Origin of the sequence: Curtobacterium sp. WHRI 8282 (assembly GCF_040223925.2) — a bacterium.
Taxonomy (GTDB): Bacteria; Actinomycetota; Actinomycetes; order Actinomycetales; family Microbacteriaceae; genus Curtobacterium; species Curtobacterium flaccumfaciens.
This window is the reverse complement of sequence record NZ_JBEHCD020000002.1, coordinates 316,720-341,280: the sequence shown is the minus strand read 5'-3', so window position 1 is coordinate 341,280 and position 24,561 is coordinate 316,720. Positions and strand designations below refer to the sequence as shown.

The following is a 24,561-nucleotide window of genomic DNA, read 5'->3' as shown; positions in this document are numbered from 1 at the left end:
GGTCAGAACTGGACGCGCGGCGGCTCGGCGATGGCCGCCGGCTCGTTCGTCTCGAAGAACGGTGCCTCGGAGAAGCCGCGGTTCTTCGCGAACGTGGAGTTCGGGAACACCCGGATCTTCGTGTTCAGCTCACGCACTCCGCCGTTGTAGAACCGGCGGGCGGCCTGGATCTTGTCCTCGGTGTCGACGAGCTCGGACTGCAGCTGCAGGAAGTTCTGGCTCGACTGCAGCTGCGGGTACCCCTCGGCCACCGCGAACACGCTCTTCAGCGCCTTCTGCATGTGCCCCTCGGCCGTGGAGGCCGTGTCGGCATCACCGGCGGACAGGGTCTCGGCGCGGGCCTTCGTCACGTCGTCGAAGACCGCCTTCTCGTGCGTGGCGTACCCCTTGACCGTGTCCACGATGGTGGGGATGAGGTCGGCGCGGCGCTTCAGCTGCACCGAGATGTCGCTCCAGGCCTCGTCGACCCGGACCTTGAGCGTGACGAGGGAGTTGTACGTCACCCAGAGGTAGATCCCGATGATCACCAGGACGACCACCACCACTCCGACGACGATGAGCGTCGTGACGAGTCCGGTGTCCATGCGGGCGTACTCCTTTGCGCGTCGGGATCCGCGGTGCTGCGTTGGCCTGAACGGCCATCGTGAAGTCTATCGACGCGCTGAGCATGCTCTGTTCCTCGAGCAGTGTTCACGGCCGATTCCCGAGTCACGCACACCGGGCTCCCGGACTGCGGCCCGATACCGAACCTCATCCGCGAGGTGTATTGACCGGAGGCCGCCGATCCCGTGGGATGGGTCCGGTGAACACGAGCGGGGAGAACGTGGACGAGGGGGCTGTCGGGGGCGACAGCCCTCGTCGTCGTCCCCGCTTCGCCCTGCTCGCAGCGGCGACGACGGTCCTCGTCGCCGCCCTGCTCGGCGCCGCGGCAGCCCCGGCCGTCGCGGTCGCCGCGGGTGGCCCGTCGATCGTCACGGCCGCTGCGGACGCCCCGGCAGCCCCGGCCGCCGCCGCTCCCACCGCCACGCCCGGGACGAGCGAGATCGCCCCGCCGAACACCGGCCGTCCGGGCGCTCCGACGCCCACACCCACCCGTCCCGCCGTGCGGCCCACGATCGCCGATCCGGGTGACGTCACGACGGGGACGACCCGTTTCCACGGCACCGGTACCCCCGGGCACGCGGTCCGGGTGACGGGTCCGGCCGCGACGGGTTCGTCCGGGTGCACGACCCGGGTCGACCCGAACGGATCGTGGGCCTGCCTCGGAACCGTCCGCTCCGGTCCGCACCAGGTGTTCACGGTGCGCGACCTCACCGCCGCACTGCCCGTCGCGAGCGCACCGGCGTCGGACGTCATCGTCCCGCCGACCCTCGCGTCCGCCGGGCCCACCGGCGGGACGGTCTCCGGCACGGGGTACCCCGGATCGACCGTGACGCTCTCGGTGTCCGGGTCCTCGGCCCAGCAGACCGCCCAGGTCGGCGCAGACGGCCGGTGGGTCGCCGCCCTGGGGACCCGGGCCGACGGTCGGTTCACCGTCACGGCGTCGCAGACTGCCAGCACGGCCGACGGGTACCGGTCCGACCTGCGGAGCGCGGCCTCCGCTCCCGTGACGGTCACGGTCGACCGCACGGCGCCGGCCGCCCCGCGCATCACGACCCCGGACGACGGCCAGCGCATCGGCACCCGCTCGACGACGGTGGCCGGGACCGGTGAACCCGGCGCCCGCGTGACCGTGTACGTCGACCGTGCGCCGGTGTGCGGCGCGGTGGTGGGGTCGGACGCCTCGTGGTCGTGCTCCACCGCGGGGTCGACGTTGCGCGCCGGCGGGCACAAGCTCACTGCGACGCAGCACGACGTCGCGGGCAACTACTCCCGGTCGTCAGCCGCCGTGCGGGTCACGGTGCGGACCACCACCACGACCCCGACCGCAGCACCGACGCCGGCCGCCACGGACACCCCGGGGACACCGGGCACGTCGACGCCGGGGTCCAGCGCGACGGCGGGCACCCCCGGCACGACCGGCCACGGCGGAACCGGCAACGCCAACGGCACGAATGCCGCCGGCCACGGGGGCGACGGCGGCAACGACGACGGCGGCGCAGCAGGCACCGGCAACGGGTCCAGCAACGGCGACGGTACCGGCACTGGCAGCGGCACCGGCACCGGCAGCACCCCGGCCGGCGTCGGCAGCACCGGAGGCCACCCCGACTGGTCCGGACCCGCGGGCGACTGGACCGCGGCGACCACCTACGACCGCACCGTCCCGACCATCCAGGCCGCGTTCTCGTGGCGGACCGTCCTGGTCGCCACCGCCGTCGCCGCCGGGTTCCTCCTGCTCATCGCCGCGCCGCTCGCCCTCGTGGCCGCGGTCACCCGCGGCCGCCTCCGCTCGCCGTTCGCGGCGCTGCTCGGACGCAACCGCTCGCGGTCGGACCGCACACGGGGCGACGACGTCCTGCCGACCTGGGCGTCCATCGCCATCGCGGTGTCCGTCGCGGCGCTGTGCACCCTGCTCGGGGTCGGCGTCGAACTCGAGGCCCGGTACGCCCGTCTGGCGATCGCCGTCCTCGCCGGCACCGGTGTCCTGACCGCCGCCGTCGTGTTCGCCACGCGGTGGGCAGCCGGCAGCGACCACCGCGCCGTCGGGTTCCGGGTGTCGCCGTGGCTCGTCCTCGCAGCGCTCGTGGCGTGCGGCGTCACCCGTGCGGCCGACCTCTCCCCCGCCCTCATCGTCGGTGTCGTCCTCGTGCCGTCCGGCCGCCCCGGACTGGGGACCGGCCCGCTCCGCCTGGGCACCGGGATCGCCACGAGCGCCCGGGGTGCGACCTGGCGGGTGCTGGCCCTGCTCAGCCTCGCCGCGGCCGGCTGGGTGCTGCACAGCCTGCTCGCCGGCGGGGGCTTCTGGGTGTCGCTCGGGTCGGAGTTCGCCATCACCCTGTGCGTCGGTGGCCTCGGTGCCGTGGTCGCGACCCTGCTTCCCGTCGCGGGGTCCGCCGGCAGCGCGCTGCTCGCCGCCTCCCGCGGTCGGTACGTCGCGCTCGCGGTGGTCGCCGTGGCGCTGACGACGGCGGTCTACTCGGGGACGACCGGCACGCACGCCGCACCGGCCCTGCTCGTCGGGATCGCCGCGGCCTGTGTGGTGGCCGCGATCGCGGCCCTGGTCTGGCTGCGCAGTGACCGGCGCGCGGCACGTGTCTGAGCCGAGCCGGGCCTCCAGAGCGGCGCTCCGCACCGCCCCGGGACAGAAGACGCACATCCGGGCCGGTTCGCGGACAGCGGGCTAGTGTGACGATCGGACGACCACGCCGCACCGGACCAGCGGTGCAGCGGCGCCTCGTGACCGGTGCCTGCGCAGGACGGTCGGTGTGCACCGCACGACCGCGGCAGGAGCGATGATGACCGACACCCGACCCGACAGCCACCCCGACACGGACACCCGGTCCGACTACGACGCGACGCGCTTCCGCGAGGTGTTCGAGGGCAGCTTCACCTACGCCAACGGCTTCGCCCGCAACACCCACCGCTTCGCCGGCCGACCCGCGCTGCGCGAGCCGGAGACGGACCGCTCGTGGACCTACGCCGAACTCGGCGACGTCGTCGACCGGATCGCCGGGTGGCTCGTCCGGCACGGTGGCGGACGGGGTTCGGTCGTGATGGTCGAGCTGTTCAACACACCCGAGTTCGCGATGCTCTACCTGGCCTGCCACCGCATCGGCGCGGTGTTCTCGCCGACGAACTTCCGGCTCGCCCCGGACGAGGTCGCCTTCATCATCGAGGACTCCGCACCCGCCGTCCTGGTGCACGACACCGAGCGGACGAGTGCGATCACCGCTGCGCTGGGGTCGTCGCCGCACCGGCCGGACCAGGTCGTCCCGGTCGGCGGCGACCACGACCGGTTCGCCGAGCTGCTCGCGTCCGAGCCCCTCTCCCCCGGGGAACTCGCGGCGATCGGTCCGCGCAGCACCTACGACGAGTCCACCCGGCTCTACACCTCGGGCACCACCGGTCGTCCGAAGCCCGTCCCCCTGCCGAGCCTGGTCGAGGTGCTCAGCGCGCACGACGTGGTCATGCACTTCCCGCTCAGTCCGTTCGACAAGACGCTCAACATGTCGCCACTGTTCCACCGCGGCGGCCTGTACTCCGGCGGCCCGAACCCGGTGTTCTACGTCGGCGCGGAGCTCACGACGCTGCGCCACTTCGACGCCGACCGGGTGCTCGACCTGGTCGAGTCCGAACGCCTGACGTTCCTGATCGGCGCTCCGCCGAACCTGGTGCAGCTCGCCGACGCGCAGGAACGCCGGGCGCGGGACCTGTCGAGCCTCAACGGCATCGTCACGATGGGCGCACCACTCGACCGAGCCGCGGCACTGCGGTACCAGGAGCTGCTGTCGCCGCGGATCTTCAACGGCTACGGCACCACCGAGACCTTCTGGAACACGTTCCTGCGCCCCGAGGACTTCCCGGACGGCGCCGGTTCCACCGGTCGCGCATCGACCGACGACGACGTCGCCGTCGTCCGCGTGCACGAGGACCGCCTGGCCGACCCGACCGACACGGTGGCGAAGGACGGCACCGAGATCGGCGAGTTCGCCGTGCGCACCGTGAAGTCCGGCTACTCGTACCGGAACCCCGGGCTCGAGGCGGAGAAGTTCGCGAACGGCTGGTTCTACCCCGGCGACCTCGCCACGTGGGACGAGCACGAGCGGGTCACGATCGTGGGCCGCAAGGACGACATGGTGATCTCCGGCGGCGAGAACGTGCACCCCGTCCAGGTCGAGGCGGTGTTGCAGGAGCACCCCGGGGTCGCCGACTCCATCGTGGTGGGTGTGCCGGACCCGCGGTGGGGCGAGGTCGTCACGGCGTACGTCGTCCGTGCCGGCGACCGACTGCCGGCCGACGACTCCGAGGCAGCGGCCGCGCTCGAGGAGTGGACCGGCTCCCACCCGGGCCTCGCCCGGTACAAGCGTCCGCGGCGGTACCGCTTCGTCACGGACGTCCCCTACAACGCCACCGGCAAGAAGGTGCACTACCTGGCGAAGGACACGGCCGCGGCGGATGCGGCAGCCGGCCGGCTGATCGAGCCGTAGCGGGCCCGGCACGCGACCGGTGACGACCTGGAGGCCCGTGGCGGCACCGCCACGGCCTCCAGGTCGTCAGCTGGTCGCGTCCACCGCGCGCCGGGGCGCGTTGCGGGCGAAGAGGCCGGGCAGGAGCCCGCCGATCTTCGTCCCGATGCACAGGCTGACGAAGGTCGCGAGCGGGGTCGCGAGCGCCTCCGGGTCGAAGGTGGCCACCGCCACCAGCCCGACCGTCCCCGGCACGAGCAGCAGGAACGCCGGGAAGAACGACACCGTCGCCGGGATCGCCGGCACGAGCCGCTCGAGCAACCGGGTCGCGACGAACAGCAGCGCCGCCGCGGCCCCGGTCGCGACGACGCTGCCCCAGAGCGGCGTCGTCGTGCTCACCACGGCGTAGGCGGTGACCATGACCGCCACCGACACGAGCGTCAGGCGCCACCCGGACCGGAACACCAGACCGAGCCCGACCGCGAGCACCACGACGGCCACCCACGACACCCAGTACGCCGGCACGGACTCCCAGCCGGCCAGGTCCGTGCCGACCCCCGCGACCTCGCCGACGAGCGCGGCCGACGACGGATCGACGTGCAACCCGGTCAGGGCGCTGCCGGACGCGATGCCGGCGGCCATGAAGCCGAGCATGATGAGCCCCTGCACCAGCCGCGACGACCCGGTGACGATGTCCGCGGCGGTGAGTTCGAGCAAGGCGTTGGTGATGAGCGCGCCGGGGACGAACACCGCGACCGGGGCGCAGACCGCGAAGAGCGGGACCTGCTCGAACCCGGTGCCCGCGGCGACCAGGCCGACGATCGCCGTCGACACGAACGCGGCCAGGAACGGGATGATCGCCACGGCTTCGCGGAACCGCCGGAGGACCAGTCCGATCACGCCGACCAGACCACCGACGACGAGCGCCAGGACGATCGCCCACCAGGGGCAGCGGAAGACGACGGCCAGGCCGGCCGAGGTCAGGGCGTTGCCGAGGATCCACGGCAGGGCGGGCGGCGGGACGGTACCGGCGCGGATGGCCCGGACGCGGGCGGGGATCTCGGCGAGGGCGATGGAGCCGCTCTCGAGCCCGAGCACGACGCGGTTGGCGCGGGCGGCCTGGCGGGACGACAGTTCGACGCCCTCGGCGTTGACGATGGTGGCGGCGCCCGTCGAGACCTCGCTCACCATCACCAGGGCGGGCAGGACGCCGATCGCGAGCGTCGGTCCGACCCCGGCGGCGTCCCGGGCCTTCTCGAGCGCCGACCGGACGTCGGTGACGGAGCTGCCGGCGTCCAGGAGCAGGGCTCCGAGGGTGCCGAGGAGCATGCCGACCGGGACGCTCTCGCCGTCGACGACCTCGACGTGGGCCTCCGGTCGGCGGAGGGCGTTCTGCAGGTTGGCGAGTGCGCTTCCGAGTCCGACCACGATCGTCGATGCTACTGGGCGTGCGGTGTTCGGTACCCCCGGTGGGACTCGAACCCACAACTCGGCGATTTTAAGTCGCATGCCTCTACCGATTGGGCCACGGGGGCGGGCCGCAACAGCCTACCGATGCACGAAGGCGGCCACCCTTCGCAGGTGACCGCCTTCGTGACGAGTGGTGCTACTTGGCGTCGGCCGGGGCCGTCACCGGCTCGGCGGCGTTGGAGACGTCCTTCGCGGGCTCGCCGTACACGGGGCCGGCCGCACCGGCGACCTTGCCCTCTTCCGGAGCCGGGGCTGCGGCGGGCGCGGCCGGGGCCTCGGCAGCGGGCTTCGGACGGGACGCGAACGCCTCGAACGCGGCACGCGGGGTCTCGCGGTCGTCGAGCGACACGATGTCGCGGCCCAGGAAGAAGCCACCGACCCAGTCGCCGATGACGCGCCACTTGCGCTCCCACGACGGCATGGCCAGGCCGTGGTAGCCGCGGTGGGCGCCCCAGGCCAGGAAGCCCTTCATGGCGAACTTGCCGGACTGGAACACGCCGGTGCCCAGGCCGAGACCCGCGACGGCGCCGAGGTTCTCGTGCTTGTAGTCGGTCGTCGCCTCGCCACGGATGGTCGCGACGACGTTCTTCGCGAGCTGCTTGGCCTGGCGCACGGCGTGCTGGGCGTTCGGCACGCAGAACCCACCGACACCGCCACCGGTCAGGTCCGGCACGGCCGCGACGTCGCCGCAGGCCCATGCGTCGGCGATCACGCCGTTGTCGTCGACCACGCGCAGGTCGGGCTGCACGCGGATGCGGCCACGCTGCTCGAGCGGGAAGTCGGTGCCCTTGACCATCGGGTTCGCCATGACGCCGGCGGTCCAGATGATGAGGTCGGACGGGATGGTCTCGATCGCGCCGTCGCTCGTCTTGAGCTCGCAGACGCCACCCACGGCCGAGGCCAGCTGGGTCTCGAGGTGCACGGTCGCGCCACGCTCGGCGAGGTTCTTGAGCACCCAGTGCGAGGTCTCGAGCGAGACCTCGGGCATGATGCGGCCCATCGCCTCGACCAGGTGGAAGTGCGTGTCGTCGAACGACAGCTGCGGGTGGCTCTTCAGCAGGTCGGTGACGAAGGAGCGGAGCTCGGCGAACACCTCGATGCCGGCGAAGCCACCACCGACGACGACGACGGTGAGCAGGCGGTCGCGCTCGGGACCGGCCGGCAGGTTCGCCGCCTTGTGGAAGTTGCTGAGGATGCGGTCACGGATGGACGCGGCTTCCTCGATGGTCTTCAGGCCGATGGCCTCGTCCGCGACGCCCGGGATCGGGAACGTGCGGGACACCGCGCCGGCGGTCATGACGATCTGGTCGTAGGACTCCTCCCACGCCTCGCCCTCGGTCGGGGTGATCGTCGCCGTCTTGGTGGCGTGGTCGACCTTGGTGACCTTCGCCGTGACGACGCGGGTCTTCTTGAGGTGACGACGGTGCGCGACGACCGCGTGACGCGGCTCGATGGAGCCGGCGGCGACCTCGGGCAGGAACGGCTGGTACGTCATGTACGGCAGCGGGTCCACCATGACGACCTCGGCTTCGCCCTGGCGAAGGTGCTTCTCGAGCTTCCATGCGGTGTAGAAACCGGCGTAACCGCCGCCGACGACGAGGATCTTGGGCACGGGGGATGATCTCCTTGGATGGGGGTGTGCGGGAGTCGAGTCAGACTTCGCCGCCACCCGCCCCGACTCCAGCGTCTGCACCGTCATCATACGCCCGGCATGCACACCGGGAGGGCGACCAGTCCGCGCGCTCGAGCGCGAGGTCGCCGATGGGGTTGACGCCGGGTCCGGCGGCGAGGGCGTGGCCGACGAGGGCGTGCAGGCACTTCACGCGGGTGGGCATGCCACCGGCGCTGATGCCGTCGATCTCGTCGACGTGTTCGATCGACTCGCGATCGGCCAGGTAGGACTCGTGGGCCGCGCGGTACTGCGCGGCGACTTCGGGGTCCTCGAGCAGTGCTGCCAGCTCGGGCATCACCTGGTTGGCCTCGAGGGTGCTGACCGCAGCGGTGGCCGCGGGGTGGCACAGGTAGTAGAACGTCGGGAACGGGGTGCCGTTCGACAGCCGGGGCTTCGTGGAGACGACGGTGGGGTTGCCACAGACGCAGCGTGCCGCGATCCCGATGACGTCACGTGCCGGTCGGCCGAGCTGCGCCGACACGACCTGGACGTCGCGGTCGGAGGGCGGGTCGAAGGGAGGGGTCGTCACGGGAACGTGAGCCTACCGGAGAAGCGGAACCCCTCGCACCGTCGGGCCGGACGGCTCCGCGCCCTGCGGTCCGGGACTACTTGCTGTCGCCCGTCCCGGAGACGTCGGGGGCGACGAGGTCGGCTGCCCGCTCGTCGGTGAGCCCGGACTGCAGCACCGACGAGAGCATCGCCTGCACCCAGTCGACCTTGGGCGTCTGCACCTTCGCGCTCACGGGGGTGCCGGAGTCGGTGGTGGGGGTCTTGTCGGCGGCCTCGTCCTCGGCGCCCATCACGAGGTAGCTCTCCTCGCCCGGGTACACGTAGAGCAGTCGGTCGCGGGCCTGTGCCTCGATGTACGCCGGGTCGTCCCAGCGTGCGACGTCCTGCTTCTTCTGCGCGACGTCGGCCTTCTGACTCGCGACCTCGTGCTGCTGCTGGGCGATCTGCTCCTGCTGCTGGATGAGCGTCCGGAGCGACGGCGCGAGCACCACCACGAAGAGCACGATGATCGCGAGCATGAGCAGGCTGAACCCGGAGAAGTGGATCGAGCGGTACCAGGGCTGCGCGGGCGTGCTGCCGTCGGGCATCGCCACGGGGACGCGGCGGACGCGGGGCTTCTGGCTGGGCACGCTCCGACGATAACCCGGCGCGGTCGGTCCGGCCGCCCGGCACGCGGCCGTTCGGCGCCCTCTCAGCGTCTCGCGTCGTCACGTCGAGGCAGCCGGGAGGCACGGCTCCGGCCCGCCCCTGCGGCCCCGCACCTGGAGCGGTCACCACACACCGCCCGGCGCACGTCCGGTGGTCACGTCCTGTCGGCCAGGCCCGGACCAACCGACGACTCACGACCACTCGACGCAGGGCGGGCGGCACGTCCTGACCGCTCGGCACTCCGGGGCGGCACACACGACGAGACGCCGTCCTCCCGGAGGAGGACGGCGTCTCGGTGGTGCGGGTACTGCTGGCCGGGCTGGTTACAGCGACGCGGCGCGCGGGAAGGCCGAGCGACCGGCGTACACCGCGGCGTCGCCGAGCTCTTCCTCGATGCGGAGCAGCTGGTTGTACTTCGCGACGCGGTCCGAGCGGGCCGGTGCGCCGGTCTTGATCTGGCCACCGTCGACCGCGACCGCGATGTCCGCGATCGTGGTGTCCTCGGTCTCGCCGGAGCGGTGCGACAGGATCGAGGTCAGGCCGTGACGGTGCGCGAGCGAGACCGCGTCGAGGGTCTCGGTGAGCGTGCCGATCTGGTTGACCTTGACGAGGATCGAGTTCGCGGCCTTCTCGTCGATGCCCCGCTGCAGACGCTTCGGGTTGGTGACGAACAGGTCGTCGCCGACGATCTGGACCTTGTCGCCGAGCTCGGCGGTCAGGTGCGACCAGCCTTCCCAGTCGTCCTCGGCCAGCGGGTCCTCGATGGTGACGAGGGGGTAGTTCGCGACGAGCTCGGCGAAGTAGGAGGTGAACTCCTGGCTCGAGAGCTGCTTGCCCTCGAACTGGTACTTGCCGTCCGAGAAGAACTCGGTGGACGCGACGTCGAGGCCGACGGCGATGTCCTTGCCGGGCGTGTAGCCGGCCTTCTCGATCGCGGTGAGCAGGAAGTCGAGCGCCGCGCGGTTCGACGCGAGCTCCGGCGCGAAGCCGCCCTCGTCGCCGAGGCCGGTGGCCAGGCCCTGCTTCTTCAGCTCGCCCTTGAGGGCGTGGTAGGTCTCGACGCCCCAGCGGAGTGCCTCGGAGAAGGACTCGGCGCCGTAGGGCACCAGGAAGAACTCCTGGATGTCGACGTTGGTGTCCGCGTGGGCACCACCGTTGACGACGTTCATCAGCGGGACGGGCAGCGTGTGCGCGTTCGGGCCGCCGAGGTAACGGAAGAGCGGCAGGTCGACCGAGTCGGCTGCGGCACGGGCCACGGCGAGCGAGGCACCGAGGATCGCGTTCGCGCCGAGGCGGGACTTGTTCTCGGTGCCGTCGAGCTCGATGAGCGCGGCGTCGACGAGGCGCTGGTCGGTGGCGTCGAAGCCCTCGAGCGCCGGGCCGATCTCGTCGAGGACGGCGTCGACGGCCTTGAGCACGCCCTTGCCGCCGTAGCGCGAGGCGTCGCCGTCGCGCAGCTCGTACGCCTCGAACGCGCCGGTGGATGCACCGGACGGGACGAGCGCGCGGGACACGACGCCGTCGTCGAGGAGGACCTCGACCTCGACCGTCGGGTTGCCTCGGGAATCGAGGACTTCGCGTGCGCCTACGGCATCGATCAGGGCCACGGGGTACTCCCTACACATTGGTTGTGGTGATTGCGGTGTCGATCCTAGCGAGCGGAGGTGAACACGACGTCGGCCGTGACGCCCCGCTGTGGACGAGTCCGTGCTGGAACGAGGACTGGGTGCTCAGTCGAGCGGGCGGAACGCGACGCCCTCGAGCGACGCGGTGTCCGCCGAGACGGTGGCGAACGCCGTGAAGCCCTGGGCGGCGAGGCCGGCGAGCAGGTTCTTCGTGTTCTTCGTGCGGCGCTCGAGCCGGACGCGTCGGTGGGACGCCAGCGCCTCGGTCTTCAGCGCGGCGAGCCGGACCGGGTCGACGTCCTTGTCGTACACGAGCACGACGGCGTCGGCCTCGGCGGACTCCGGGAGGGTCACGAGGTCGACGAGCCGCTCGAACCCGAGCGAGAACCCGACCGCGGGGACGTCCTGCCCGAGGAACCGGCCGATCATCCCGTCGTACCGGCCGCCGCCACCGAGGCTGTAGCCGAAGTCGGGGTGCGCGACCTCGAAGATCGTGCCCGTGTAGTACCCCATGCCGCGCACGAGCGTCGGGTCGAAGCGCAGGTCCACCCCGGGCAGCGCCTCACGCAGGCGGAGCAGGTCGGCAAAGGCCTCGGCGTCGAGCCACGGCGCCCCCTCGACCGACGTCCAGTCGGCGGCCTCGAGCGCGCGGATGGTGTCCTCGAGCCCGGGCAGGTCGGCGCCCACGGCGCTGCGGAGCTCCGCCGCGACGCCGTCCGCGCCGATCTTGTCGAGCTTGTCGATCCTGATGAGCGCGCGGTCGGCGGCGGCGGGCTCGGTGATCCCCCACGACGCGAGGAGCGCCAGCAGGATCCGGCGGTCGTTGATCCGGATCGTCGTGCCGCTGACCCCGAGGGCGTCGAGGGCCGCGGTCGTCGCGCGGATGAGCTCGATCTCGGCGAGCTGCCCGGGCTCCCCCAGGATGTCGATGTCGCACTGCACGAACTGGCGGTAGCGACCCTTCTGCGGGCGCTCGGCACGCCAGACCGGCGCGATCTGCACGGATCGGAACACCGACGGCAGCTCCGCGCGGTGCGAGGCGTAGAACCGGGCCAGCGGGACCGTCAGGTCGAACCGGAGACCGAGGTCGGCGAGGTCCAGCGGCGCTTCGGCGGCCTGCAGGTCCTCGGTGGTGAGCCCGCGCTTCATCACCGCGAACGCCAGCTTCTCGTTGTCACCGCCGAGCCCGGAGTGCAGCCGCGCAGCGTCCTCCACCACCGGGGTCTCGATCTCGTCGAAACCGTGCCGCGAGTAGACGTCCCGCACGACACCGAGCACGTGCTCGCGCCGGGCCTTGTCCGCCGGGAGGAAGTCACGCATGCCACGGGGTGCCGTCACGGTCGTTGCCATGCGGTCAATTCTGGCAGACGGGCGTCTCCGGCTTGCGCGCGTGCCGACCCACTGGCATACTGCATGCAGAACCTCGGTCCGGATCGTGCCTGATCCACGCTCCGGACCGATTCGCGGGGCGACGTGCTGCAGTGCGTCCCGCGGTTCGAGCGGGCTTCCCTGTCGGCCCCTCTCCCTGGTGGAGCCGACGCCCGCTCACGGGCGCCCTCTCTTTTTCGGGTTGGGAGGGCGCCCGTTCTCCCCTGCCCGGAGCGATCTCCCGACCGGGGATCACTCCACAGCCCGACCGGCCTCCTCCAGCGCCGACACCGCGGCACGCAGACTCGCGACCGGGTCCACCCCGCGTCGTGCCGCAGCCGCGACCTCCCCGAGCACCGCTCGCCCCCACTCGGCGTCGACCGTCCCCACCCCGTCGTCCGCGGGCGCGTCGGATGCGGCGGACGCGGCGGACGCGGCGGACGCACCACGGGCCTCCAGGCCGACGCCGGAACCGGCCCCGACGACGGACGCGACGACCGCGTCGGCGTCCCCACGTTCCTCCAGGCGCTCCAGCAGCTTCACCGCACGCTCCAGCGGCGGCATCGCCCGCGGCACCCCGTCGAACGCACTCCGCCGGCTCGCCTTCTCGGCTGCCTTGGCCGCACGCCAGACCCGCACGACGTCCTCGACGGTGTCCGCCGTCTCGTCGCCGAACACGTGCGGGTGCCGCCTGGTCATCTTGTCCCGCACCCCGGCGGCGACGTCCTCGAGGGTGAAGTCCCCCGCGCGGGCGGCGATCCCCGCGTGCAGGACCACCTGGTAGAGCAGGTCGCCGAGTTCCTCGCGGACGTCGTCCGGGTCGCCGTCGTCGATGGCGTCGACGAGTTCGTACGACTCCTCGACGGCGTAGCGCGCGAGCGAGGCGTGGGTCTGTGCCCGGTTCCAGACGCACCCGCCGTCCTCGGCGAGCAGGTGGTCGACGACGGTCACGAGGTCCGGTACGGCGGTCATCTGGTCATCGTGCCACCCGCGTAGACTGGCCGTGGTGTGTCGGGAAGTCTGGTCGACGGACACTCACCCGACCCCTCGAGACGGAGATCCATGTCGTCCCTCGTCCGCTCCCCCCGCTTCAGCGCCATCGCGCTCCTCACCGCCGCCGTGCTCGGCCTGGTCGTGGCGAACTCCCCGATCGGCCCCGGCCTCGAACGCTTGCTCGACGCGCACCTGCCGCTCGGTGCCCTCGGCCTCGACCTGTCGATCGCGCACTGGATCAGCGACGGCCTGCTCGCGGTCTTCTTCCTGCTCGTCGCGATCGAGCTGAAGCAGGAACTCGTCGACGGCGAGCTGTCGAACCCCAAGACCGCGATCATCCCCGCCATCGCGGCGGTCGGCGGCGTGCTCGTCCCGGCCGGCATCTTCCTGCTCGTCACCGCGGGCACGCAGTACACGCACGGTTGGCCGATCCCGACGGCGACGGACATCGCGTTCGCGCTCGGGGTGCTCGCCATGTTCGGTCGCGGGCTGCCGAGCGGCATCCGGGTGTTCCTGCTCGCGCTGGCCGTGCTCGACGACCTCATCGCGATCATCATCATCGCCGTGGTGTTCGCCCACGACACGGACTTCCTGGCCCTCGCGGGCGCTGTCGTCACCCTCGCGGCGTTCTGGCTGCTCGGCCGGATGCTCCGTCCGGGGCGCAGCGGGCAGACGCTCGTCATCGTGGCGATGGTCGTGGTCGGGCTCCTGACCTGGTGGCTCGTCTACCACTCAGGTGTGCACGCCACGATCGCCGGCGTCGCCCTCGGGCTCGTGCTGCCCCGACGCCCGGGCCACACCCTGCACGAGAACGTCGAGCCGTGGTCGAACGCCATCGTGCTGCCGGTGTTCGCGTTCGCGTCGGCCGCCGTCATCATCCCCTCGGTCGGCATCAGCGAGCTCTCCCCCACGTTCTGGGCGGTCGTCCTCGCACTGCCGGTCGGCAAGGTCATCGGCATCACGCTGTTCGGCACGATCGCCACGCGGATCTTCCGCTCGCCCGGCCGCTCGTCGCTGTCGTTCTTCTCGATCATCACCGTCGGCGTGCTCGGCGGCATCGGGTTCACGGTGTCGCTGCTCATGAACGAGCTGGCGTTCGCCCGCAACGAGGAGATCCTCGACGAGGGCGTCCTCGCCGTGCTCGTCGGCTCGGGCATCGCCATCGTCGCGTCGGCGGTCGTCGTCACCCTGCGGGCGCGGGCGTACCGCGCGCGCCGCGAGCTGTCCGAGGCCGAGGACACCGAGTAACGGGTCGCGGGCCGGGGTTCACACCCGTTCCGCGACAGAGCACGCGTCGTTCGACGCGTGGATGGTCGCGAACAGCGTGCGCGCCGTGGACGTGGCCGATGACGGACTGGAGGCACGGTGCGGGCCCGCACCGTGCCTCCTGTCCGTCTCCGCTCGCGTCTACGCGGCCGGCGCCTCGGCCGGGGTCGTCGCCCCGTACACGGCGGTGAGGATGCTCTCCACCCACTGGATGAGGGCGTCGTCCGGCAGCGCCTGGTCGTGCGGACGCGGCATCGGGATACTCGTCGCGTTCTGCTGCGGGAACCAGCGCGCCCCCGGGAACATGCGCTTCAGGCGCACCTGCGACGAGTCGGCGAGCTCCTTGCCGGCGACCCGCAGGTTCGAGCCCATCACCACGACGTCGGACAGGCCGACCTGCTGCGCCATGCGACGGAGACGGGAGACCTCGACCAGGGTCTGCACGGCCTGCGGCGGCTGCCCGTAGCGGTCGGTGAGCTCGTCGAGCACCATGTCGATCGCGTTCGGCTGGGCCGTCGGGGCCGAGGCCGCCGAGAGCTTCTGGTACGCCTCGAGCCGGAGTCGCTCGGACTCGACGTAGTCCTCGGGGATGTGCGCGTCGACGGGGATCTCGAGCCGGAGCTCGGTCTGCCCCTCGGCGACGTCGCCACGGAACTGCGACACCGCCTCGCCGATCATCCGCAGGTACAGGTCGAACCCGACGCCCGCGATGTGGCCCGACTGCTCCCCGCCGAGCAGGTTGCCGGCCCCGCGGATCTCGAGGTCCTTCATGGCGACCTGCATCCCCGCGCCGAGCTCGTTGTTCGCGGCGATGGTCTCGAGGCGGTCCTGCGCGGTCTCGGACAGCGGCTTGTCGGAGTCGTAGAGGAAGTACGCGTACCCGCGCTCCCGCCCACGGCCGACACGACCGCGCAGCTGGTGCAGCTGCGACAGGCCGTACTTGTCCGCCTTGTCGATGATGAGCGTGTTCGCGTTCGCGATGTCGAGGCCCGTCTCGATGATCGTCGTCGAGACGAGGACGTCGAAGCGGCGCTCCCAGAAGTCGACCATGACCTGCTCGAGGGTGGTCTCGGACATCTGCCCGTGCGCCACGGCGATACGGGCGTCCGGCACGATCTCGGCCAGGTGTGCGGCGACCGACTGGATGTCCTTCACGCGGTTGTGCACGTAGAACACCTGGCCCTCGCGCAGCAGTTCGCGGCGGATCGCCGCCGCCACCTGCAGGTCGGACTCGGGCCCGACGAAGGTCAGGATGGGGTGGCGGTCCTCGGGCGGGGTCGCCAGGGTCGACATCTCACGGATGCCCGTGACCGCCATCTCGAGCGAGCGCGGGATCGGGGTCGCCGACATCGCCAGGACGTCGACGTTCGTCTTGAACTTCTTGAGCTGGTCCTTGTGCTCGACGCCGAACCGCTGTTCCTCGTCGATGATGACGAGCCCGACGTCCTTGAAGGTGATGCCCTGCGACAGGATCCGGTGGGTCGCGATGACGATGTCGACCGTGCCGTCGGCGAGCCCGGCGATGGTCTCCTTCGACTCCTTCTCGGTCTGGAACCGGCTCAGGGCACGCAGGTGCACGGGGAACCCGGCGAAGCGCTCCTGGAACGTCTCCATGTGCTGGCGGACGAGCAGGGTCGTCGGGACGAGCATGACGACCTGCTTGCCGTCCTGCACCGCCTTGAACGCGGCACGGATCGCGACCTCGGTCTTGCCGTAGCCGACGTCGCCGGACAGCAGGCGGTCCATCGGGATCGGGCGTTCCATGTCGCGCTTGATCTCGTCGATCGTGGTGAGCTGGTCGGCGGTCTCGGCGAACGGGAACGCCTCTTCCAGCTCGCGCTGCCACGGGGTGTCCGGGCCGAACGCGTGCCCCTTCGACGCCATCCGCGCCGAGTACAGCTTGACCAGGTCGACGGCGATGTCGCGGACGGCCTTGCGGGCCTTCGACTTGGCGGCGGACCAGTCCGAGCCGCCCATCTTCGACAGGGTCGGGGACTCACCACCGACGTAGCGCGACAGCTGGTCGAGCTGGTCGGTCGGCACGAAGAGCTTGTCGCCCGGGTAGTTGCGCTTCGACGGCGCGTACTCGAGCACGAGGTACTCGCGCTGCGTCTTCACGGCGTTGCGGCCACCGCTGGAGACCTCGCGGCTGACGAGCTCGACGAACTTGCCGATGCCGTGGGTCGCGTGCACGACGACGTCGCCCGGCTTGAGCTGCAGCGGGTCGACGACGTTCTTGCGCCGGCTCGCGAGCTTCTTGACGGTGCGGGCGCCCTGCTGGACGCTGCGGCCGTAGAACTCGGCTTCGCTCAGGACCGCGATGCGGGGGTCGGGGATCGCGAAGCCGTGCTCGACGGTCGCGGTCGTCACGACGGCGACGCCGGGCTCGGGCGGCGCGGTCACGGCATCGGCACGGGCGGCGACCCCGGCGTCGGCGAGCACCTGCACCGCACGCTCGACGAGGCCCTGGCCCTGCGCGGTCACCACGACGGCCCACCCGTCGTCGGTCAGCGACTTGACGTGCGCGATCGCCCCGTCGGCGCTGCCGGCGAAGCTCGGGACGGCCTCGGCCCGGACGCGGATGTACTCACCGGCCTCGGCAGCGGCCTCGGCGTCGGTGAGGACACGCTCGGTGTCCCCTTCGTCGAGGCCGGAGTCGAACGGCGACACCGTCCACCAGGTGCGCTGGCCGCGGGTGTTCTTGAGCTGCTGCACGGTCAGGAAGTTGCCGGCGTCGAGGTCGATCGGGGCCTGTGCACCCGCGACCGCTGCGCTCCAGGCCGCCTGCAGGAACTCGGTGTTCGTCTCGGCGAGGCTGTTCGCCCGGCCGTTCACCCGCTCGGGCGAGAACACCGCGATGGTGGCGTCGTCCGGCAGGTAGGAGGTCATCGGCACGAGGTCCTGCACGAGCGCCGGAGCGAGGGACTCCATGCCCTCGACCGGGATGCCCTCGGCGATCTTCGCGAGCATCTGGGACAGGTTCGGGAACTCGTGCAGCATCTCGCGCGCCCGCTGCCGGACGTCGTCGCTGAGCAGGAGTTCGCGCGAGGCGGTGAGCTCGACCGAGCCGAGGTCGTCCTCTGTCGTGCGCTGGTCGGCGACCGAGAACGCCTTGATCGCCTCGATCTCGTCGCCGAAGAAGTCGACGCGTGCCGGGTGGTCGGCCGTCGGTGGGAAGACGTCGAGGATGCCACCGCGCACCGCGAACTCACCACGGCGGGTGACGAGGTCGACGCGGGAGTAGGCGAGGTCCACCAGCTGGGACGCGATCGCCGCCAGGTCGTTGCCCCGCGAGTCGGTCCGCAGCACCACCGGCGCCAGGGACGTCAGGTTGCTCGCGATCGGCTGCAGCGCGGCGCGGACGCTCGCGACGACGATGGTCTGGCGACGCTCGGCCGGGTCCGCCGCCTGCCACGCCGCGAGCTTCCGGAGCGTTGCGATGCGCGTGCCGACGGTCTGCGCACTCGGGCTGAGGCGTTCGTGCGGCAGGGTCTCCCACGCCGGGAACTCGAGCACGTCGGCGTCGGGGACGTAGCTGCCGAACGCTTCGCGGACCGCTTCGGCTTCACGCCCGGTCGCCGTGATGACGAGGACGCACTGCGGACCGTTGCGCTCGGCGAGCAGCGCGCCGAGCAGCGGCACGCGCAGGCCGTCCACGACGGAGAAGTCGGCGTCGCGCGGTGCGGCGCGCAGCACGCGATCGAAGGCGGAGGCGCGCGAGAGCGCAGGGATGATGCCCGAGATCGTCACTCAGGAGATGGTACCGGCCGCCACCGACACCGGCCGCGGCGTGCGCGACGGGCGAACAGCGCCGAGCGCTCAGGACGGAGCGTGCACGCGCTGCTGTGCGGCGAGCAACCCGACCTCGGCGATCGCTTCCACCGCGTCGGCCGCGTCGGCCAGCAGGATCGGCAGCGTCTTCTTCTCGGCTGCGGAGAAGTCACGCAGCACGTAGTCGGCCGGGTCCTGCCGACCGGGCGGACGCCCGATGCCGACCCGGACGCGCATGAACTCGTTCGTGCCGGTGGCCTTGATGATGTCGCGCAGCCCGTTGTGCCCGCCGTGCCCGCCGTTGCCCTTCAGGCGGACGGTGTCGAACGGCAGGTCGAGCTCGTCGTGCACGACGACGAGGTCGGCCGGGGTGGCGCTGTAGAACCCGAGCACCGAGGAGACCGGTCCGCCCGAGGTGTTCATGAACGACCCGGGCTTCGCCAGCACGAGTCGTGTGCCGCCGGGCACCAGGCGCCCCTCGGTGACCTGGTTCGGCGTCTTGTGCTTCTTGAACGACGCTCCCATGCGGGAAGCGAGTTCGTCGAGGACCATCTGGCCGACGTTGTGGCGGTTGCCGGCGTAGTCGGGCCCGGGGTTCCCGAGCCCGACCACCACCAGGATGCTGCTGCCGTTCATGAGCGCAGTGTCACAGCGTCGACCAGATGTCTTCGAAGGGGTGTTACTCGGAGTCCGCGGCGCCCTCGGCACCCGACTCGGCGCCGGCCTCGGCCGAGGCCTCGTCCGCGGCGTCGTCGTCAGCGGTGCCACGCGGGGTGACGATCGCGACGACCAGCGCCTCGGGGTCGGTCTCGAGCTCGGCGCCCTCGGGGAGCTCGAGCTGCGAGGCGTGGATCTGCACGCCGTCCTCGAGGCCCTCGACGTTCACGGAGACGTGCTCCGGGATGTCGGTGGCGAGCACGAGCAGCGAGATCGTGTTGAGGTCCTGCACGTGGATGGTGCCGGAGAAGGACTCGCCCTCGACGACGACGGGCACGTCGACCGTGACCTTCTCGCCGCGACGGAGGACCACGAGGTCGATGTGCTCGATGATCTGGCGCACCGGGTCACGCTGGACGTCCTTGACGAGGGCGAGCTGCGCAGCGCCCTCGATGTCGAGGTCGACGACCGCGTTGGCGGTACGGACGAGCAGCATGGTCTCGTGGCCGGGCAGCGAGATGTGCATCGGCTCGGTGCCGTGGCCGTAGACGACCGCGGGGATCTTGTCGGCCGCGCGGAGCTTGCGAGCAGCGCCCTTGCCGAACTTGGTGCGGACTTCCGCTGCGAGCTTGGTGTAGTCGGCCATGGTGCCTCCTGGTGTCGGGGACGACGCCGGGGTGCCGGCATCGTGGGGGTCTGTGGTGTTGCAACTCGAACGCGTGCACGCGTGAGGAACGATCCCAGGGTCTTGCCGGGTATCCCACCGCGTCGATCACGGCCGCGCGTACGCAGCCCTCGCCGAAGTCAGGGACTGAGTCTAGCAGCACCCGTCCGGGCGTGTCGGACCACGGGTGCAGGTGCGGTCAGGACGGGACCGGCTCACGTCGCGGCCGACCTCCGCGTGTGAGACTTGTCCACCGTGATCGCCTCCCACCGTGCCCGCCGAACGCTCGACCGTCCGCGGGTCGTGCGGATCGTCGCGTTCCTGGTCGTCGTCGCCGCCGCGGTGGTCTTCGCCTACTGGCACGTGGGCCGGCAGCGCGTGGACGTCGACGAGGACGTGTACGTGGTGTCCGGCTGGGAGTACCTGCACGGCGTCTTCATCCGCAACCTCGAGCACCCGCCGACGGCGAAGTACCTGTTCGGCCTGGCGGAGGTCGTCCTCGGCGCTCCGGGGCCGCTCGGTCCGCGCTACGTCGCGGCGACCGCCTCGCTGGGCACCGGGCTCCTGTTCTTCCTGTGGTTCCGCCGTCCGGTCGGGTACTGGGCGGCACTCATCGCCGCCGCCCTCTGGTGGCTCACCCCCCGGGCGAACGGCATCGCCTGGGGTGACCCGGGCTCAGGTGTCGCCACCAGGATGGACCGCACGGCGCTGCTCGAACCGGTCATGGTGTTCTTCGCGGTCGCCGCGCTGTACGCCGCGTGGCGGTGGGTGAACGGCGCCGACCGCCGACGCTGGCTCTGGGCCGCTGCGTCCGGCCTGTTGCTCGCCCTGTCCGTGACGTCGAAGATGACCTCCGCCGTGCTCGTCGTGGCGATCATCGCGTTGCCGATCCTGTTCCGCCGGTGGTGGGACCTGTTGACCGGCGGGCTGATCGCGGCCGGGTCGTTCGTCGTCGCGTTCGTGCTGCTGTACGCGCCCGTGGGCTTCGAGCGCGGCTTCGTGCACATGCTGCAGTTCCAGACCGGGCACGCGGAGCTCGGCCACTCCATCGAGCTGCTCGGTCGCGAGTACCTGTTCGCCCCGTGGTGGGCGAACTTCGTGTACTTCACGCAGGGCACCAGCCGCTGGGTGGTCCTCGTGCTGGTCATCGGGCTGGTCGCGGCGTTCGTGTTCCGACCCGACCGGCTCGTCGCCTACCTCGGCATCGGCCTCGGTGCGCAGGTCGCCTTCCTGACCGCGTCGGACGTCGCACTCGCGCACTACTACTACGCGTGGATGCCGCTCCTCATCGCCCTCGCCGGCATCGGACTCGGACGTGCCGGCTGGCCGTCCAGGCCCGTCAGCCGTCGGCAGCGGGTACTGCGGGTCACGGCGGTCTGCCTCGTGCTCGCCCTCGCCGTCGTGCCGGTGGTCCGGCTCGGCAGCGCGGTGGCGCAGGCGCGTCCGGCTGGTGTCGCCCGGCTCGACGCCGAGTTGCGGGCACGTGGCGTCGACGACGGCACCGTCCTGTTCAGCGGGTACAACCTGGTTGCGTGGCGGCCGTACTTCTTCGAGCGCGGCACCTGGGAGCCGGACGCCGACGACGTCGTCGCCGTGGTGCAGGGGATCGACCCGCGGTTCCCGATGAAGCCCGGGATCGCCTCGTACCTGGCGGCACACCGCGACGACCTCGAGCACTTCACCGTCGACGAGTTGCAGGTGTGGGTCCCGAAGCACGGCGCGCTCCGCGAACGGGACGGGGTCCTCGAAGCCGTCCCGGGCTGACACGGGTCGACACGCGACGTCCCCCGGGCAGCGGGACGGACGGGAGGCCCGTGGCGGTCCCGCCACGGGCCTCCCGTCCGTCGTCCCCACGCGGCGGGCGCGGGGCGCTCCCCCCAGGACCGCTCTCCGCGACCGCCGCGTCAGTCGACGTCCGCCGGTGCCGCCGGGGCGAGCCGCGCGATCACCCGGTCGAGGCGGGCGTCCACCTGCGGCTGCCGCGTCGAACCCTTCCGGAGCGCGGCCGCGTCGGTCGCGGTGACGTGCAGCAGCCGTTCCCACTCCGCCGCGTACAGCGCGCTGCGGTAGCCGGATGACTCCTGGCACGCGACGTCCCGTCCGGCGACGGCGACCTCGGCCCTCCCCGGATCGTCCGAGAACAGGACGACCTGGTCGCCGTCACGGGCGCTGACGTGCATCGAGGGGGTCGGCATGCCCTCCGGACCCGACGGCAGGTCCGGCACACCGGACGGCGCCATGCAGGTGCGCCACCCGGCCGCGGCCGTGCGGACCGGGTCGTCCTGGCGTGCGTCCAGCGCCGCCAGGTACGTCAGGCGCTGGGCCAGTTCGGACGCGGTCTGCTCGGTGCCGCGCAGCGTGGTGCCGAGGGTCTTCCGGGCGGCGTTCCAGCAACGGGCGGCCACGTCGTCCGGGAGCGCCGCGAACGCGGCCTGGCGGTCCGGGTCGTACCCCCACTGCCGCAGGCCCTCCTGGTTCGCACCGGCGGCGGACGGCCCGTGGTAACCGCGGGTCTCGGCGAGCGCCGCGGTGAGGGGCCGGGTGGTCGCGAGTGCGGGTGCGGGGTTCGCCCGAGCGGCGGTGTCGGCCGCGTCGTCGTCGGCCTGCAGCCCGGCCGCGGTCGCCCAGGGAGCCGGGTCGTCGATGCCGGCCTTCCGCAGGCAGGGCTGGGCGACGAGGTCCTCGGCGTACGTGGTCTTCGACGAGGCCGGTGCGACGAAGGCGTCGAGCGGCATCGCCCACGCCGTGCTGTCCTGTTCGACGGTGGGGGCGACCGCGACGTCGGCGCGTTCGGGCAACCCGTGGACGACGGCGGTGGCCAGTCCGGCGAGGACGACGACGGCGGTGCCGGTCTTCGCGACGCGGTTCGTGATCTGCATGGTTCCCCCTAGGCGCGGACGAGGCCGCGTTCGTGTGCGGTGATGACGACCTGGATCCGGTTCCGGAGTCCGAGCTTCGTCAGGACGGCGCGGACGTGGGTCTTCACGGTGGCGTCGCTCAGGAAGACCGACTCGGCGATCTCGGCGTTGCTGAGCCCCTTCGCGACAAGCAGGAAGACCTCGCGCTCGCGGGCCGTCAGCGCGTCGAGGACCTCGTCGCGTCGGTCGGTCACGGCCGGGGTGCCCTGCGCGCGCAGCAGGTCGAGTGCCTCGGCTTCGGTCGGGGCCGGTCGCCCGGCGTGCACGTCACGGATGGTCGCGGTGACGACGTCGGGCAGGGCGTCCTTGGTCAGGAACGCGGCGGCGCCGGCGCGGAGTGCGGCGAGCACGGCATCGTCGCGGCGGATGGTCGTGAGCGCGACGACCCGCGGGCGGTCCTGGGTCGAGGCGACGAGACGCGTCAGGGTCTCGATGCCGTTCATGACCGGCATCCGCAGGTCGAGCAGCAGCACGTCGGGGTGTTCGGCGGCGCAGAGCTCGAGGGCGGCGGCACCGTCACCGGCGGTCCCGACACAGGTCATGTCGTCCTGGGCGTCGACGAGCATCTGCATCCCGGTGGCGAACAGTCGCTGGTCGTCGACGACGGCGACGCGGACGGCGCTCATCGGACGTGCTCCGGCAGGACGGCCGCGGTGTCGGTGTCGGTGTCGGCCGTCGCCGTGGTCGGCACGGCGGCGATCGTCGGCAGCCACGCAGTGACGACCCACTCGTCCGGGGTGTCGCCGACACCGGCACGCAGCCAGCCGCCGGCCAGCCGGGCACGCTCCTGCATCCCGGCGACACCGGACCCCGCGCCGTCGAGCTCGACGAGGGGTTCGCTCCCCCGTGACGTCACGACGACGCCGAGCCCCGGGCCGCGCCAGTCGAGCGCCACCCGGGCCGTCGCTGTCCGCCCCTGGTGCTTCAGCACGTTCGTCAGGCTCTCCTGCACGATCCGGTGCACCGCGCTGGCGCTGCCCGCGGGCAGGACCCCGGCGCCGTGCTCCTCGAACGTCGCGGTCATCCCGAGCTCCCGCATGTCCTCCACCAGGTCGGGGACGTCGGCCAGCCCGTGACGGTCGGCGTCGTCGCTCGCCTGGATGCGTTCCACCAGGGCCCGGACGTCGCCCAGCGCCGAGCGGCTCACGTCGGCGATGTCCTGCAGCGCCCGGGCGGCGTGTTCGTCCCGCACGGCGATGGCGGCGGCACCCTGGGCCTGGGACACGACGACCGCCAGGGAGTGGGCGAGCGAGTCGTGCACGTCGCGGGCGATCCGTGCGCGCTCCTGCTCGGCCCGGAGCTCGGTCGTGGTCACCTCGGTGCGGCGTTGCGCCTCGACCACCCGGACCCGGGCGAGGCCGATCCGCCACGCGGCACCGATGGCCACGCCGACCGCCCAGGTGACACCGCTGACCCCGACGAACGCGAAGGTGATCGTGACGAGGTCGGACCGGGTCCCTCCGGAGGTCCCCACCCAGCTGCCCCAGACGTCCTGGTCGGCAGCGGTCGGGACCGCCATCGCCCAGGCGGCCGCCGCGCTCGCGAGCAGGAGCACGGGGACCGCCAGGTAGCGGAGCAGATCGGACCGACCGGCGCCGACGACGCCGACGACGATCGCGATCGCCAGGTACTCCGGCCAGGTCGTGTCGGTCGGCCGGGTGAGCAGCCGGGCCGCCTGCAGGAGCGGGATGCCGACGACCAGTCCGAGCGCGGTCGCGGGCATCCACGCGGCGAGGCCGATGGCGACGGCGAAGGCCGACACCACGACGACGTGGTCGGCGAGCCCCGCGCGTCCGGCCTCGGCGACGATCCAGAGCACGAGGTACACGGCGCCGGCGGCGGGGGCCAGCAGGTGCCGGTACCGGCGGAGGAGGGAGGTCATGACGCGAGCGTATGGGCCGCGCCGGACGGGGACCGAGCCGTTCGGCCGCTT

The 24,561-nt window shown here is 72.0% G+C and carries 18 protein-coding genes and 1 tRNA gene; 4 read left to right on the top strand and 15 right to left on the bottom strand.

From position 1 onward, the window contains the following. Positions 1-2 precede the first annotated feature (2 nt). Positions 3-584, bottom strand: a complete 582-nt coding sequence (locus tag ABRP24_RS07940) for a LemA family protein (RefSeq protein ID WP_027464499.1) — start codon at positions 582-584, stop codon at positions 3-5. 218 nt (positions 585-802) lie between these two features. Here ABRP24_RS07940 and ABRP24_RS07935 point away from each other — a divergent pair, with 218 nt between their 5' ends. Beyond that, entirely contained in the window at positions 803-3,199 is a 2,397-nt protein-coding gene (locus tag ABRP24_RS07935) for an Ig-like domain-containing protein (protein ID WP_349849722.1), read from the top strand. A 196-nt stretch (positions 3,200-3,395) separates the two neighbouring features. Then, complete coding sequence (locus ABRP24_RS07930) at positions 3,396-5,087, top strand: AMP-binding protein (protein ID WP_349849724.1); 1,692 nt, start codon at positions 3,396-3,398, stop codon at positions 5,085-5,087. Between the two features lie 66 nt (positions 5,088-5,153). On the opposite strand, the gene ABRP24_RS07925 is transcribed toward ABRP24_RS07930, so the two are convergent. The 8 genes from ABRP24_RS07925 to ABRP24_RS07890 form a co-directional block, all read right to left on the bottom strand. Continuing rightward, complete coding sequence (locus tag ABRP24_RS07925; protein ID WP_027464496.1) at positions 5,154-6,494, bottom strand: threonine/serine exporter family protein; 1,341 nt, start codon at positions 6,492-6,494, stop codon at positions 5,154-5,156. 33 nt (positions 6,495-6,527) lie between these two features. Further along, positions 6,528-6,601, bottom strand: a tRNA-Leu gene (locus ABRP24_RS07920). A 71-nt stretch (positions 6,602-6,672) separates the two neighbouring features. Beyond that, entirely contained in the window at positions 6,673-8,148 is a 1,476-nt protein-coding gene (locus ABRP24_RS07915) for an NAD(P)/FAD-dependent oxidoreductase (RefSeq protein ID WP_071246022.1), read from the bottom strand. A 40-nt stretch (positions 8,149-8,188) separates the two neighbouring features. Continuing rightward, a complete protein-coding gene (locus tag ABRP24_RS07910; protein WP_027464495.1) occupies positions 8,189-8,737 on the bottom strand; it encodes a DUF501 domain-containing protein in 549 nt (182 codons plus the stop codon). Positions 8,738-8,813: 76 nt separating this feature from the next. Next, a complete protein-coding gene (locus tag ABRP24_RS07905; RefSeq protein WP_111056958.1) occupies positions 8,814-9,347 on the bottom strand; it encodes a septum formation initiator family protein in 534 nt (177 codons plus the stop codon). A gap of 342 nt (positions 9,348-9,689) precedes the next feature. Continuing rightward, positions 9,690-10,973, bottom strand: coding sequence for a phosphopyruvate hydratase (gene eno / locus ABRP24_RS07900; RefSeq protein ID WP_027464494.1), 1,284 nt, complete (start codon positions 10,971-10,973; stop codon positions 9,690-9,692). Between the two features lie 123 nt (positions 10,974-11,096). Next, positions 11,097-12,341, bottom strand: a complete 1,245-nt coding sequence (gene hisS / locus ABRP24_RS07895) for a histidine--tRNA ligase (protein ID WP_349849728.1) — start codon at positions 12,339-12,341, stop codon at positions 11,097-11,099. A 270-nt stretch (positions 12,342-12,611) separates the two neighbouring features. After that, positions 12,612-13,331, bottom strand: a complete 720-nt coding sequence (locus tag ABRP24_RS07890; RefSeq protein ID WP_349849730.1) for a MazG family protein — start codon at positions 13,329-13,331, stop codon at positions 12,612-12,614. Between the two features lie 90 nt (positions 13,332-13,421). Here ABRP24_RS07890 and nhaA point away from each other — a divergent pair, with 90 nt between their 5' ends. Further along, positions 13,422-14,600 carry a Na+/H+ antiporter NhaA gene (gene nhaA, locus ABRP24_RS07885; RefSeq protein WP_111033598.1) on the top strand — a complete coding sequence of 393 codons (1,179 nt, stop codon included), beginning with the start codon at positions 13,422-13,424 and terminating at the stop codon, positions 14,598-14,600. A gap of 159 nt (positions 14,601-14,759) precedes the next feature. Here nhaA and mfd read toward each other — a convergent pair whose 3' ends face one another. The 3 genes from mfd to ABRP24_RS07870 form a co-directional block, all read right to left on the bottom strand. After that, complete coding sequence (mfd, locus tag ABRP24_RS07880) at positions 14,760-18,368, bottom strand: transcription-repair coupling factor (RefSeq protein WP_349849732.1); 3,609 nt, start codon at positions 18,366-18,368, stop codon at positions 14,760-14,762. 69 nt (positions 18,369-18,437) lie between these two features. Beyond that, positions 18,438-19,025: an aminoacyl-tRNA hydrolase gene (pth, locus tag ABRP24_RS07875; RefSeq protein ID WP_349849734.1), complete on the bottom strand. Its 588-nt coding sequence runs from the start codon at positions 19,023-19,025 to the stop codon at positions 18,438-18,440. Between the two features lie 43 nt (positions 19,026-19,068). Then, complete coding sequence (locus ABRP24_RS07870; RefSeq protein WP_027464488.1) at positions 19,069-19,692, bottom strand: 50S ribosomal protein L25/general stress protein Ctc; 624 nt, start codon at positions 19,690-19,692, stop codon at positions 19,069-19,071. Positions 19,693-19,965: 273 nt separating this feature from the next. On the opposite strand from ABRP24_RS07870, the gene ABRP24_RS07865 reads away from it, so the two are divergent. After that, the gene (locus ABRP24_RS07865) at positions 19,966-21,474 is read left to right on the top strand and encodes a phospholipid carrier-dependent glycosyltransferase (RefSeq protein WP_349849737.1); all 1,509 of its coding nucleotides are present in this window, start codon (positions 19,966-19,968) and stop codon (positions 21,472-21,474) included. A gap of 140 nt (positions 21,475-21,614) precedes the next feature. Here ABRP24_RS07865 and ABRP24_RS07860 read toward each other — a convergent pair whose 3' ends face one another. From ABRP24_RS07860 to ABRP24_RS07850, 3 genes are read right to left on the bottom strand one after another with little or no spacing between them, the layout of a single operon-like run. Continuing rightward, on the bottom strand, positions 21,615-22,589 hold the full coding sequence (locus tag ABRP24_RS07860; RefSeq protein ID WP_349849739.1) for a hypothetical protein: 975 nt from the start codon (positions 22,587-22,589) through the stop codon (positions 21,615-21,617). Positions 22,590-22,597: 8 nt separating this feature from the next. Continuing rightward, complete coding sequence (locus ABRP24_RS07855; RefSeq protein WP_027464485.1) at positions 22,598-23,254, bottom strand: response regulator transcription factor; 657 nt, start codon at positions 23,252-23,254, stop codon at positions 22,598-22,600. Continuing rightward, positions 23,251-24,510 carry a histidine kinase gene (locus ABRP24_RS07850; RefSeq protein ID WP_349849741.1) on the bottom strand — a complete coding sequence of 420 codons (1,260 nt, stop codon included), beginning with the start codon at positions 24,508-24,510 and terminating at the stop codon, positions 23,251-23,253. The genes ABRP24_RS07855 and ABRP24_RS07850 overlap by 4 nt, the downstream gene beginning before the upstream one ends. Positions 24,511-24,561 lie beyond the last annotated feature (51 nt).